Origin of the sequence: Saccharopolyspora sp. ID03-671 (assembly GCF_045278815.1) — a bacterium.
In the GTDB taxonomy this organism is placed as follows: Bacteria; Actinomycetota; Actinomycetes; order Mycobacteriales; family Pseudonocardiaceae; genus Saccharopolyspora; species Saccharopolyspora ipomoeae.
Window position 1 is genome coordinate 4,175,220 of record NZ_CP134054.1, and the last position, 12,730, is coordinate 4,187,949.

At 70.1% G+C, this 12,730-nt stretch carries 11 protein-coding genes and 1 pseudogene; all 12 read left to right on the forward strand.

The genetic code is table 11. From position 1 onward, the window contains the following. Positions 1-234 precede the first annotated feature (234 nt). The 12 genes and pseudogenes from REH65_RS19265 to nuoK all read left to right on the forward strand — a co-directional run bounded on the left by REH65_RS19265 (position 235) and on the right by nuoK (position 12,716). Positions 235-1,532: pseudogene (locus tag REH65_RS19265) on the forward strand (geranylgeranyl reductase family protein). Between the two features lie 192 nt (positions 1,533-1,724). Then, complete coding sequence (locus REH65_RS19270; RefSeq protein WP_281455454.1) at positions 1,725-2,090, forward strand: NADH-quinone oxidoreductase subunit A; 366 nt, start codon at positions 1,725-1,727, stop codon at positions 2,088-2,090. Positions 2,091-2,176: 86 nt separating this feature from the next. Then, positions 2,177-2,878, forward strand: a complete 702-nt coding sequence (locus REH65_RS19275) for a NuoB/complex I 20 kDa subunit family protein (RefSeq protein ID WP_406688558.1) — start codon at positions 2,177-2,179, stop codon at positions 2,876-2,878. Continuing rightward, complete coding sequence (locus REH65_RS19280; protein WP_406688559.1) at positions 2,875-3,642, forward strand: NADH-quinone oxidoreductase subunit C; 768 nt, start codon at positions 2,875-2,877, stop codon at positions 3,640-3,642. Before REH65_RS19275 ends, REH65_RS19280 begins: the two co-directional genes overlap by 4 nt. Positions 3,643-3,661: 19 nt before the next feature. Continuing rightward, complete coding sequence (locus tag REH65_RS19285; RefSeq protein WP_406688560.1) at positions 3,662-4,990, forward strand: NADH-quinone oxidoreductase subunit D; 1,329 nt, start codon at positions 3,662-3,664, stop codon at positions 4,988-4,990. Next, entirely contained in the window at positions 4,987-5,742 is a 756-nt protein-coding gene (gene nuoE / locus REH65_RS19290; protein WP_281455451.1) for an NADH-quinone oxidoreductase subunit NuoE, read from the forward strand. Before REH65_RS19285 ends, nuoE begins: the two co-directional genes overlap by 4 nt. Before the next feature lie 8 nt (positions 5,743-5,750). Continuing rightward, on the forward strand, positions 5,751-7,055 hold the full coding sequence (gene nuoF / locus REH65_RS19295; RefSeq protein WP_281455450.1) for an NADH-quinone oxidoreductase subunit NuoF: 1,305 nt from the start codon (positions 5,751-5,753) through the stop codon (positions 7,053-7,055). Continuing rightward, positions 7,052-9,595 (forward strand): NADH-quinone oxidoreductase subunit G, encoded by a 2,544-nt coding sequence (locus tag REH65_RS19300; protein ID WP_406688561.1) that lies wholly within the window; start codon positions 7,052-7,054, stop codon positions 9,593-9,595. Before nuoF ends, REH65_RS19300 begins: the two co-directional genes overlap by 4 nt. Further along, on the forward strand, positions 9,592-10,899 hold the full coding sequence (gene nuoH / locus REH65_RS19305; protein WP_281455448.1) for an NADH-quinone oxidoreductase subunit NuoH: 1,308 nt from the start codon (positions 9,592-9,594) through the stop codon (positions 10,897-10,899). The genes REH65_RS19300 and nuoH overlap by 4 nt, the downstream gene beginning before the upstream one ends. Continuing rightward, complete coding sequence (nuoI, locus tag REH65_RS19310) at positions 10,886-11,452, forward strand: NADH-quinone oxidoreductase subunit NuoI (protein WP_281455447.1); 567 nt, start codon at positions 10,886-10,888, stop codon at positions 11,450-11,452. Before nuoH ends, nuoI begins: the two co-directional genes overlap by 14 nt. Then, positions 11,449-12,420: an NADH-quinone oxidoreductase subunit J gene (locus tag REH65_RS19315; RefSeq protein ID WP_406688562.1), complete on the forward strand. Its 972-nt coding sequence runs from the start codon at positions 11,449-11,451 to the stop codon at positions 12,418-12,420. The genes nuoI and REH65_RS19315 overlap by 4 nt, the downstream gene beginning before the upstream one ends. Then, entirely contained in the window at positions 12,417-12,716 is a 300-nt protein-coding gene (gene nuoK, locus REH65_RS19320) for an NADH-quinone oxidoreductase subunit NuoK (RefSeq protein WP_093414272.1), read from the forward strand. The genes REH65_RS19315 and nuoK overlap by 4 nt, the downstream gene beginning before the upstream one ends. Positions 12,717-12,730 lie beyond the last annotated feature (14 nt).

Here is a 12,730-nt window from a genome sequence, read left to right on the forward strand (position 1 = left end):
TTTTAGCCAGAATCGCCCGGGTGCGGCGTCCCTTTTGTCCGGTCAATTATGGCTAAAACCGTCACCTGGCGACCCCCTCGCGGGCTCGTGCGGTGCACCTGGAGGGCGGGCTTCCTCACTCGGGTGGCGTAGGAGAAAGGGTCGATCGCGCTGGTGCAGCGGCCTAGACTCGGAATTAGTGAACTCGTTCACAAGCGGGTTCGCACCGAGCACTGCACTAGTTCGAGGAGTGTCATGACCAGCGCCACCAGCCGCCGCGGACCGGACGACGACGCCGACGTGATCGTCGTCGGGCCGGACCGGCCGGCTCGACGGCTGCGACGTACCTGGCCCGAGCGGGACTCGACGTCCTGCTGCTGGAGAAGAGCGTCTTCCCGCGGGAGAAGGTCTGCGGCGACGGGATCACGCCGAGGGGCGTCAAGCAGCTCATCGACCTGGGGATCGACACCCGGGAAGAAGCCGGCTGGCTGCACAACAAGGGTCTGCGCGTCGTCGGGGGCGGGGTCAGCCTGGACCTCGACTGGCCGAGCCTGTCGGACTTCCCGCCCTACGGCGTGGTGCGCCCGCGCAACGACTTCGACGACCTGCTGGCCCGCAACGCCCAGCTCGCCGGCGCCCGGCTGTTCCAGCAGACCAGCGTCACCGGCGCGCTCACCGACGACCGCACCGGCCGGGTCGTCGGCGTCGAGGCCAAGACCGGTCCCGAGCGCGAGCCGGTCAGCTACCGGGCGCCGCTGGTCCTGGCCTGCGACGGGGTGTCGGCGCGGCTCGCGCTGTCGGTGGGCATCCAGAAGCGCGACGACCGCCCGATGGGCGTGGCCGTGCGCCGGTACTACACCAGCCCGCGCCACAAGGACGAGTACCTGGAGTCCCACCTGGAGCTGTGGGACCGGTCCAACCCGGACGAACCGCGCCTGCTGCCGGGCTACGGCTGGCTGTTCGCCATGGGCGACGGCACGGTCAACGCCGGGCTGGGCATCCTGTCGACCTCGTCGGCCTACGGCAAGACCGACTACCGCCAGTTGATGCGCGCCTGGCTGGACGGCACCCCCGAGGAGTGGGGGTTCCGGGAGGAGAACGCCACCGGCAAGATCGGCGGCGCCGCGCTGCCGATGGGCTTCAACCGCACCCCGCACTACCGCGACGGCCTGCTGCTGGTGGGCGACGCGGGCGGCATGGTCAACCCGTTCAACGGCGAGGGCATCGCCTACGCCATGCAGTCGGCGCGGCTGGCGGCCGAGTGCGCGGTGCACGCGATGGCCCGTCCGACCTCGTTCTCCCGGGAGCAGGCGCTGCGCCGGTACCCGACGGCGGTGCAGCAGGAGCTCGGCGGCTACTTCCGGCTCGGCAATATCTTCAGCAAGTTGATTGGCAATCCCACGGTCATGCGGATGGCCACGAAGCACGGCCTGCCGAGGCAGACGTTGATGCGTTTCGTGTTGAAGCTGCTGGCAAATCTCTACGACGAGAAGGGCGGGGACGCCATGGATCGTGTGATCAGCGCCACTACTCGCGTCACCCCTAGCGCGTGACCCTGAGTGTCTGGTCAGATGTCCCGGTAAGCGTGAGACACGTCATAAAGTTAGGTTCGCCTCACTACGGAGCCGATTCGGCCGACCGCATAGAGTGCGCACCGAATGCCTGAGGCGTGACCTGCGTCTCGGCGGGGACTGACGAAGTGTGTTCCGGGCCACACAGCCGGAACCGGTTGGAGGGCAGCAAAGGTGCTCGACCCGTACATCCCGTTGGTGCTGTTGTTCGCGCTGGCGCTGGGGTTCGCCGTGTTCTCGGTCGCGATCGCACCGCTCGTCGGTCCCCGCCGCTACAACAAGGCGAAGCTCGACGCCTACGAGTGCGGGATCGAGCCCTCGCCGCAGCCCGTCATCGGCGGCGGCCGGATGCCCGTCGCCTACTACCTGACCGCGATGTTGTTCATCCTCTTCGACATCGAGATGGTCTTCCTCTACCCGTTCGCGGTCTCCGCCGATTCCCTGGGGATGTTCGGCGTCATCGAGATCGTGCTGTTCATCGCGACCGTCGGCTTCGCCTACATCTACGTCTGGCGGAGAGGCGGGCTGGACTGGAACTGAAACCGGAGCGCTGAGCCCGGTAACCCGCCGGGCGCCTGGACGAACTGCAGGGACTAGCCGCAAAGACGCGGGAAGGAGTGCCGGCGATGGGGCTCGAAGAGCAGCTGCCCAACGGCATCCTGTTGGCCAACGTGGAGAAGCTCGTCAACTGGACCCGGAAGACGTCGATGTGGCCGGCGACGTTCGGGCTGGCCTGCTGCGCCATCGAGATGATGACCGTCGGCGGTTCCCGCTACGACATCTCCCGGTTCGGCATGGAGCGCTTCTCCGCCACCCCGAGGCAGGCCGATCTGATGATCGTGGCCGGTCGGGTGACCAACAAGATGGCCCCGGTGTTGCGCCAGATCTACGACCAGATGCCCGAGCCGCGCTGGGTGCTGGCGATGGGCGTGTGCGCCTCCACCGGCGGCATGTTCAACAACTACGCGGTCGTGCAGGGCGTCGACCACGTGGTGCCGGTGGACATGTACCTGCCGGGATGCCCGCCGCGCCCCGAGATGCTGCTCGACGCGATCCTCAAGCTGCACGCCAAGATCATGGACGAGCCGATCAACGCCAAGCGCGCTCAGGAGAAGCTGGAGCGCGGTGACCGCACGCCGATGATCCCCTCCTCCGTCCGGTACGCGCCGAAGAACGCCTCGCAGCGCAAGCGCGCCGAACGGCAGCAGGCCGCGCAGCGGCGCGAGATGGGCGGATCCGACGAGCTCGGTGCCTTCGAGAGCGCTCCGGTGCGCCCGGAGCTCTCCCAGGGTCCGGAGCAGCGCCAGGAAACCAAGGCGGGTAGGTGAATCCAGTGGCAGACGAGACCACCCCGGCGCCCGGCGAACCCGGTTCGAGCGCCGAGCGCGCGACCGACCTGGCGCCCACCGGCGCCGAGCCGGCCCGCGCGGGAGCCCCGATCGCGGGACGCGAGCGCCAGGGCATGTTCGGCGTGCGCGGCACCGGCGACACCTCGGGCTACGGCGGGCTGCACCTGCCGGCCTACGTGCCGCCCGCGAGCGATCGCCCCTACGGCGGCTGGTTCGACGAGGTCGTCGACGCGCTCTTCGAAGCGTTGCGCGCCGAGGGGATTCCGGACGACACCGTGCAGCAGGTGACCGTGGACCGCGGTGAGATCACCTTCTACCTGCGCCGCGAGCACCTGCTCGAGGTGTGCCGGATCTTCCGCGACGACCCGGCGCTGCGCTTCGAGCTGTGCAGCTCGGTGTCCGGTGTGGACTACGGACCGGACGCCCCGCAGCGGCTGCACTCGGTCTACCACCTGACGTCGATGACCTACCGGCGTCGCGTCCGGCTCGAGGTCGCCGTGGACGTGGAGGACCCGCACCTGCCGTCGGTGGTGCCGGTCTACCCGACCGCCGACTTCCAGGAGCGCGAGGCGTGGGACATGTTCGGCCTGATCTACGACGGGCACCCGGCGCTCACTCGGATCCTGATGCCCGACGACTGGGACGGCCACCCGCAGCGCAAGGACTACCCGCTCGGCGGGATCCCGGTGGAGTACAAGGGCGCGGAGATCCCGCCGCCGGACCAGCGCAGGGCTTACTCGTGATCGCGGAGAGGTGTGTGCGATGACCACGGAATCACTCGCGGGTGCTCACCCGGCGGAGTCGAGGGACACCACCGAGGGCCGCATCTTCACCGTCACCGGTGGCGACTGGGACGAGTTCCTGGACGAAACCGGCGGCGAGGAGCGGGTTGTCATCAACCTGGGCCCGCAACACCCGTCCACGCACGGGGTTCTGCGGCTGGTGCTGGAGCTGGAGGGCGAGACGGTCACCAAGGCCCGCTCGGTCATCGGCTACCTGCACACCGGCATCGAGAAGAACACCGAGTACCGGACGTGGACCCAGGGCGTCACCTTCGTGACCCGCATGGACTACCTGGCGCCGCTGTTCACCGAGACCTCCTACTGCCTGGCCGTGGAGAAGCTGCTGGGCATCGAGGCGCCGAAGCGGGCCCAGACGTTCCGCGTGATGCTGATGGAGCTCAACCGGATCTCCTCGCACCTGGTCTTCCTGGCCACCGGCGCGATGGAGCTGGGCGCGACCACCGGCATGACCTACGGGTTCCGGGAGCGCGAGGAGGTCCTGCACCTGCTGGAGTTCCTGACCGGTCTGCGGATGAACCACGCGTTCGTCCGGCCCGGCGGTGTCGCCCAGGACCTGCCGGAGGGCTGGCAGGACAAGGTGCGGGAGTTCATCAAGGTCATGGACACGCGGCTGCCGGACTACGACAAGCTGTTCACCGGCCAGCCGATCTGGAAGCAGCGCCTCAAGGACGTCGGCTACCTGCCGCTGGACGGCGCGCTGCAGCTGGGCGTGACCGGGCCGCTGCTGCGCGCCGCGGGCCTGCCGTGGGACCTGCGCAAGGTCGAACCGTACTGCGGGTACGAGGAATTCGACTTCGAGGTGCCCACCAGCAACGCCGGCGACTGCTACGCGCGCTACATGTTGCGGGTGCAGGAGATGCACGAGTCGCTGAAGATCATCCGGCAGTGCGTGGACAAGATGGAGTCCGGGCCGCACATGGTCGAGGACGCCAAGATCGCCTGGCCGTCGAAGCTGAGCATCGGCGCCGACGGCATGGGCAACTCCCTGGAGCACGTCCGCAAGATCATGGGCCAGTCCATGGAGTCGCTGATCCACCACTTCAAGCTGGTGACCGAGGGCTTCGACGTGCCGCCCGGCCAGGCGTACGCGCCGGTGGAGTCGCCGCGCGGCGAGCTCGGCGCGCACCTGGTCTCCGACGGCGGCACCCGGCCGATGCGGGTGCACGTCCGCGAACCCAGTTTCGTGAACCTGCAGGCGATGCCCGCGATGTGCGAAGGCGGACTGGTGGCCGACGTGATCGCGGCGGTCGCCTCCATCGACCCGGTGATGGGCGGGGTGGATCGATGACCGAGCAGTTCGAGTTCACCACCACCGAGGAGCGGACCGACGCGGTCGACACCTCGGTGTTCGGAGAGGACACCCGGGCCGAGGCGAAGCAGATCATCGCCCGGTACCCGGAGTCGCGGTCGGCGCTGCTGCCGATGCTGCACCTGGTGCAGTCGGTGCAGGGGCACGTCAGCCCGGCGGGCATGAAGTTCTGCGCCGAGGAGCTGGCGCTGTCGGTCGCCGAGGTCAGCGCCGTGGCGACCTTCTACACCATGTACAAGCGCAAGCCGTGCGGTCAGCACCTGGTCAGCGTGTGCACCAACACGATGTGCGCGGCGCTGGGCGGCGACGCGATCTACCGGACGCTCGGCGAGCACCTGGGCGTCGGGCACGAGGGCACCGCCGGCGAACCCGGCACCGAGGGCTCGATCACCCTGGAGCACGCCGAGTGCCTCGCGGCCTGCGACCTCGCCCCCGTGCTCCAGGTCAACTACGAGTACTACGACAACCAGACGCCCGAGCAGGCGCTGGAACTGGTCAAGGCCCTGCAGCGCGGTGAGAAGCCCGCGCCGTCGCGCGGCCCGGCGCTCTCGGACTTCCGGGGCGCCGAGCGCCAGCTGGCCGGGTTCTTCGACGACCTCGACGAGACGGTGACCGGCTCCTCGCAGGCGACCGAGACCAACCGCGGCGCGGCGCTGGCCCAGGAGCGCGGCTGGATCGCGCCGAGCATGCCCGATGACGCGGAACTCCCGCCGCTGCCGGAGAAGAAGTGAGGGTGGCCATGACCGAACCGAGTCCCAGCCCGGTGACCCCGGTGCTGACCAAGCGGTGGCTGTCGCCGGACGCCTGGCGGCTGGAGACCTACGAGCGGCTGGAGGGCTACACCGCCCTGCGCAAGGCGCTGGGCGCGCACCCGGACCAGCTGATCGAGCTGGTCAAGGCCGCCGGCCTGCGCGGTCGGGGCGGTGCGGGCTTCCCGGCGGGCGTGAAGTGGAGCTTCATGCCGAAGGACCCGGTCAAGCCGCACTACCTGGTCATCAACGCCGACGAGGGCGAGCCGGGGACCTGCAAGGACATCCCGCTGATGATGGCCGACCCGCACTCGCTGATCGAGGGCTGCATCATCGCCAGCTACGCGATGCGGGCCAACCACTGCATGATCTACGTGCGCGGTGAGGCCCTGCACCCGATGCGGCGGCTCACCCACGCGGTCCGCGAGGCCTACGCGGCCGGGTACCTGGGCAAGAACATCCTGGACTCCGGTTTCGACCTGGACATCGTCGTGCACGCCGGGGCGGGCGCCTACATCTGCGGCGAGGAGACCGCGCTGCTGGACTCGCTGGAGGGCAAGCGCGGCCAGCCGCGGCTCAAGCCCCCGTTCCCCGCCGCGGCCGGGCTCTACGCCTGCCCGACGACGGTGAACAACGTGGAGACCATCGCCTCGGTGCCGTTCATCGTCAACGGCGGCTCGGACTGGTTCCGCACGATGGGCAGCGAGAAGTCGCCCGGACCGAAGATCTACTCGATCTCCGGTCACGTGGAGCGGCCCGGCCAGTACGAGGCGCCGATGGGCACCACGCTGCGTCAGCTGCTGGAACTCGCGGGCGGCATGAAGGACGGCGTCCCGCTGAAGTTCTGGACCCCCGGCGGGTCGTCCACGCCGCTGTTCACCGCCGACCACCTCGACGTCCCGCTGGACTTCGAGGGCGCGGCCGAAGCCGGATCGATGCTGGGCACCACGGCCGTGCAGGTGTTCAACGAGACGGTGTCGGTGCCGTGGGCGGTGATGAAGTGGACCCAGTTCTACGAGCACGAGTCCTGCGGCAAGTGCACCCCCTGCCGGGAGGGCACCTACTGGATGGCGCAGGTGCTGGAGCGGATGGTCGACGGGCACGGGACCGAGGAGGACATCGACACCCTCCTCGACGTCTGCGACAACATCTTCGGCCGCTCCTTCTGCGCGCTCGGTGACGGCGCGGTCAGCCCGATCACCAGCGGCATCAAGTACTTCCGCGAGGAGTTCCTCGCGCTGTGCGACTCCAACAAGAACAAGACGGCTCCGGACCTCGTGGGAGCGGCCCGATGACCCTGGCACCCGAATCCGAAGCGCGCCCGGTCCCCGAAGGGCACGTCCGGCTCACCATCGACGGGATCGAGGTCGACGCCCCCAAGGGCGAGCTGCTGATCCGGACCGCGGAGCGGATGGGCATCACCATCCCGCGGTTCTGCGACCACCCGCTGCTGGACCCGGCGGGCGCCTGCAGGCAGTGCCTGGTCGAGGTCGAGATGAACGGCCGGCCGATGCCGAAACCGCAGGCCTCCTGCACCATGACCGTCGCCGACGGGATGGTCGTCAAGACGCAGAACTCCTCGCCGGTGGCGGACAAGGCGCAGCAGGGCGTGATGGAGCTGCTGCTGATCAACCACCCGCTGGACTGCCCGATCTGCGACAAGGGCGGCGAGTGCCCGCTGCAGAACCAGGCGCTCAAGCACGGTCGCGCGGAGTCGCGGTTCCACGACACGAAGCGGACCTTCGCCAAGCCGGTCCCGATCTCCTCGCAGGTGCTGCTGGACCGCGAGCGCTGCGTGCTGTGCCAGCGCTGCACCCGCTTCTCCAAGCAGATCGCCGGTGACCCGTTCATCGAGCTGCTGGAACGCGGTGCGCTGCAGCAGATCGGCATCGGCGAGCAGCAGCCGTTCCAGTCCTACTTCTCCGGCAACACCATCCAGATCTGCCCGGTCGGCGCGCTCACCAGCGCCGCCTACCGGTTCCGGTCCCGGCCGTTCGACCTGGTCTCCACGCCGGGGCAGTGCGAGCACTGCGCCTCGGGCTGCGCGACCCGGACCGACTGGCGGCGCGGCAAGGTCATGCGCCGGTTGGCCGGGGACGACCCGGAGGTCAACGAGGAGTGGATCTGCGACAAGGGCCGCTTCGCGTTCCGCTACGCCAACGCCGCCGACCGCATCACCCGCCCGCAGATCCGGGTCGACGGCGAGCTCCGCGAAGCCTCCTGGACCGAGGCGCTGCAGGCGGCCGCGAAGGGCCTGACCGCGGCGCGTGACGCGCGCGGCGTCGGGGTGCTGCCCGGCGGCCGGTTGACCGTCGAGGACGCCTACGCCTACTCGAAGTTCGCGCGGGTCGCCCTGCGCACCAACGACATCGACCACCGGGCCCGCCCGCACTCCGCCGAGGAGCTGCGCTTCCTGGAGTCCGCGGTGGTCGGCGTGACGCCGGAGACCGGTGTCACCTACGGCGACCTGGAATCCGCCCCGGCGGTGCTGTGCGTGGCGTTCGAGCCGGAGGAGGAGTCGCCGATCGTCTTCCTCCGGCTGCGCAAGGCGGCGCGGCAGGGCACGACGCAGGTCTTCCACGTCGCCCCGCGCACCTCGCCGGGCGTGGAGAAGACCACGGTCATCACCCACGCCGGAGGCCCGGTGCGCACCGGCTCGCTCGTCGAGTGCGTGCCCGGCGGCGAGGCCGCCGCGCTGCGGGAACTGCCGTCCGAGGTGGACGAGGCGATCCGGCAGCAGGGCGCGGTGCTCGTCGTCGGCGAGCGCGCCGCCGAGGTGCCCGGCCTGCTCTCCGAGGTGCTGCGCACCGCCCAGCGCACCGGGGCCCAGGTCGCCTGGATCCCGCGCCGGGCCGGGGAGCGCGGCGCCGTCGAGGCCGGTGCGCTGCCGACGCTGCTGCCCGGTGCCCGGCCCGTCGTCGACGACCACGCCCGCTCCGACGTCGAGCGGACCTGGGGCATGGCGCCCGGGTCGCTGCCCGCCTCGGCGGGGCGCGACCTCACCGAGATCCTCACCGCCGCGGCGTCCGGCGAGCTGTCCGGGCTGGTGCTCGGCGGCGTCGACCCGGACGACCTGCCCGACCCGGAGCTGGCCCGGAAGGCCCTGGAAGCGGCCGATTTCGTGGTCAGCCTCGAACTGCGGCCGAGCGCGGTGACCGAGCGGGCCGACGTGGTGCTCCCCATCGCGCCCAGCGCCGAGAAGAACGGCAGCTACCTCAACTGGGAAGGCCGCCGCCGCGAGTTCGCCACCACCATCGACGGCACCGGCGCGCTGCCGGACTGCCGGGTGCTCGACACCCTCGCCGTGGAGATGGACGCGGACCTGTTCACCCAGAGCCCGGCCGCCGCAGCGGCCGAGCTCGACCGGCTCGGCACGCACACCGGTGCCCGCACGCCCTTCCCGGACGAGGCCGCCGCGCACGCGCCGCGACCCGGGCCCGGGCAGGCCGTGCTGGGGACCTGGCGGCAGCTGCTGGACAACGGGTCGCTGCAGGCCGACGAGCCGAACCTGGCCGGCACCGCCCGCAACCGGGTCGCGATCGTCTCGCCCGAGACCGCCAAGCGCGTCGAGATCAGTTCCGGACAGCGCCTGGAGATCCGCACCGAGCGGGGCAGGATCGTGCTGCCGGTCGAGATCGCCGACATGCCCGACGACGTCGTGTGGGTCCCGACCGACTCCGGCCCGGCCCGGGTCCACCAGGCACTCGGCGCCGGGCACGGGGCGCTCGTCGACCTCGCTCCGGTCACCGGGGACGCGGGGAGCAACGGGTACTCCCCGAACGGCACGACCAGCGTGAACGGCAACTCCGCCCACCACCGCGGGGGGAACGCATGACCGAGACAGCCGAACTGCTCGCCGACGACCCGATCTGGTTGATCCTGATCAAGGTCGTGGCGATCTTCGCGTTCCTGGTGCTCATGACGCTGCTGACGATCTGGGCGGAACGCCGGGTCATCGGCCGCATGCAGCACCGGCCGGGGCCGAACCGGGCCGGGCCCTTCGGCATCCTCCAGTCGCTGGCCGACGGCCTGAAGCTGGCGTTCAAGGAGGACATCCGGCCGGTCATGGCCGACAAGTGGGTGTACTTCCTGGCCCCGGCGATCTCCGCGACGCCCGCGCTGGTGTCGTTCTCGGTGATCCCGATCGGCCCCGAGGTCACCATCTTCGGCGAGCGCACCGCGCTGCAGCTGGTCGACCTGCCGGTCGGCCTGCTGGTCGTGCTGGCCTGCGCCTCGGTCGGCGTCTACGGCATCGTGCTCGCCGGGTGGGCGTCCGGATCGCCGTACCCGCTGCTGGGTTCGCTGCGGTCCGCGGCGCAGGTGATCTCCTACGAGATCGCGATGGGCCTGTCGTTCGTCGCGGTGATCATGTACGCCGGGACGCTGTCCACCTCCGGCATCGTCGCCGCGCAGGAGAACGGCTGGTTCTTCGCGCTGCTTCCGGTGAGTTTCCTGGTCTACGTGGTGTCGATGGTCGGCGAGACCAACCGCGCCCCGTTCGACCTCCCGGAGGCCGAGTCCGAGCTGGTCGGCGGTTTCCACACCGAGTACTCGTCGCTGAAGTTCGCGCTGTTCTTCCTCGCCGAGTACATCAACATGGTCACCGTCTCGGCGCTGGCGACGACGCTGTTCCTCGGCGGCTGGCACGCGCCGTGGCCGCTGTCGCTGATCGGCGACGGGGTCCTCAACACCGGGTGGTGGCCGGTGCTGTGGTTCCTCGGCAAGACGATCGCGTTCCTGTTCTTCTTCGTGTGGCTGCGCGGCACCCTGCCCCGCCTGCGCTACGACCAGTTCATGGACCTCGGCTGGAAGCTGCTGGTCCCGGTCAGCCTGGTGTGGATCGTGGCGGTGACCGTGATCCGCGCGCTGCGCAACACCGACACCGTCAGCACCCAGCAGTTCATGATCGGCGGGGCGGTCGTGGTGGTGATCCTGGTCGCGGCCACGTTCCTCATCCCGGACCGCAAGCCCGCCGAGGACCGCGACGAGGTGCCGATGGCGGGCAGCGGGTTCCCCGTGCCACCGCTCGACCTGGAAGTCCCCAAGACCCCGCCGCGACGCACCCCGGTGCGCAGCGGCACCGGTTCCGGCGAACTCGCGGGTCCGGAAGGCGAGGAGGCGCCCCATGGGAATGTTTGATCCGATCAAGGGATTCGGCGTCACCTTCTCGACGATGTTCAAGAAGGTCGTCACCGAGGAGTACCCCGAGGTCAAGAAGGTCGCCGCACCCCGGTTCCACGGCCGCCACCAGCTCAACCGGCACCCGGACGGGCTGGAGAAGTGCGTGGGCTGCGAGCTGTGCGCGTGGGCGTGTCCGGCCGACGCGATCTTCGTGGAGGGCGGGGACAACACCGACGAGGCCCGCTACTCGCCCGGCGAGCGCTACGGCATGGACTACCAGATCAACTACCTGCGCTGCATCGGCTGCGGGTTGTGCATCGAGGCCTGCCCGACCCGGGCGCTGACGATGACCAACGAGTACGAGACCGCGGACGACAACCGCCAGGACCTGATCTACACCAAGGCCGACATGCTCGCGCCGCTGCTGCCCGGCATGGAGCAGCCGCCGCACGCGATGCGCCTCGGTGACGACGAGCAGGACTACTACGTCAACGGCCCCGAACTCGCGAAGCAGCGCGGTGTTCCCGAGGGGGCGACGGTGGAATCCGGTCCGGAGGTGGATGCGCGATGAGCACCGGAATCGTGCTGGCGCAGGCCGGCGACGTGGTCGGCACCGGGGAGACGGTTCTGTTCTCGGTCCTAGGACCGCTGTCGCTGCTGGGCGCGCTCGGCATGGTCTTCGCCCGCAACGCGGTGCACTCCGCGCTGTGGCTGGTGCTGACGATGCTGAGCCTGGGCGTGCTCTACATGGGCCAGAGCGCCGCGTTCCTGGGCTTCACCCAGATCATCGTCTACACCGGCGCGATCATGATGCTGTTCCTGTTCGTGCTGATGATGGTCGGCCGCGACTCGTCGGACTCGGTGGTGGAAGTCCTGCGCGGACAACGCCTCTGGGCCGGTCTCGGCGGGGTCGGCCTGGCCGCGCTGCTGGTCGCGGGCCTCGCCCGGTCGCTGACCTCGGTGCAGGCCGCCCCGCCGCTGGACGCCTGGCAGCCCGCCGGTGGCGGTGCGGGCGGACTCGGCCGGCTGATCTTCACCGACTACCTGTTCCCGTTCGAGCTGACCTCCGCGCTGCTGATCACCGCGGCCGTCGGCGCGATGGTGCTGGCCTACGGCGGCAAGGGCCGCGGCCCGCGCCTGAGCCAGCGGGAGCGCGCCAACCAGCGGTTCCGCAGCGACCGCTCGTCGCCGCTGCCCGGTCCCGGCGTGTACGCCACGGCCAACTCGGTCGCGGTGCCCGCGCTGCTGCCGGACGGTTCGGTGGCGCCGGAGTCGCTGTCCGAGCTGCTGGAGAACCTGCCCGCCGAGAAGCTCGACGAGGAGCGCCGCGCGATCGCCGGGGACGAACCGGCACCCGATCCGCATGCCCTGGCCGGTGGCGAGCCCGAGGTGCCCGAGCAGTCCGAGCAGTCCGGGGCCGGCAAGTCCGGTGAGCCGGGCGGGTCCGGTGCGGACGGACCGGACATCCCGGTGCCCAACGGCTCCCAGGAGAACGGGCGCGCGCGCTCGGGGCACGCCACCGAGGAGGTTCACCAGTGACCCCCACCTACTACCTGCTGCTGTCGGCGCTGCTGTTCTCGATCGGCGCGGTCGGAGTCCTGGTGCGGCGCAACGCCATCGTGGTGTTCATGTGCGTCGAGCTGATGCTTAACGCGGTGAACCTGACGCTGGTCACCTTCGCCCGCATCGAGGGCACGGTGCACGGGCAGGTCATGGCGTTCTTCGTGATGGTCGTCGCGGCCGCCGAAGTGGTCGTCGGCCTGGCCATCATCATGTCGATCTTCCGGACGCGTCGCTCGGCCTCGGTCGATGACGCCAACCTCCTCAAGTACTGAGCTGCTGAGAATGA

Excerpts from the sequence above, each read along its gene's own strand:
- nuoI (WP_281455447.1), top strand. The coding sequence starts at position 10,886 with ATGGGAATGTTTGATCCGATCAAGGGATTCGGCGTCACCTTCTCGACG.
- nuoH (WP_281455448.1), top strand. The coding sequence starts at position 9,592 with ATGACCGAGACAGCCGAACTGCTCGCCGACGACCCGATCTGGTTGATC.
- REH65_RS19285 (WP_406688560.1), top strand. The coding sequence starts at position 3,662 with ATGACCACGGAATCACTCGCGGGTGCTCACCCGGCGGAGTCGAGGGAC.
- nuoF (WP_281455450.1), top strand. The coding sequence starts at position 5,751 with ATGACCGAACCGAGTCCCAGCCCGGTGACCCCGGTGCTGACCAAGCGG.
- nuoE (WP_281455451.1), top strand. The coding sequence starts at position 4,987 with ATGACCGAGCAGTTCGAGTTCACCACCACCGAGGAGCGGACCGACGCG.
- REH65_RS19315 (WP_406688562.1), top strand. The coding sequence starts at position 11,449 with ATGAGCACCGGAATCGTGCTGGCGCAGGCCGGCGACGTGGTCGGCACC.
- REH65_RS19300 (WP_406688561.1), top strand. The coding sequence starts at position 7,052 with ATGACCCTGGCACCCGAATCCGAAGCGCGCCCGGTCCCCGAAGGGCAC.
- REH65_RS19275 (WP_406688558.1), top strand. The coding sequence starts at position 2,177 with ATGGGGCTCGAAGAGCAGCTGCCCAACGGCATCCTGTTGGCCAACGTG.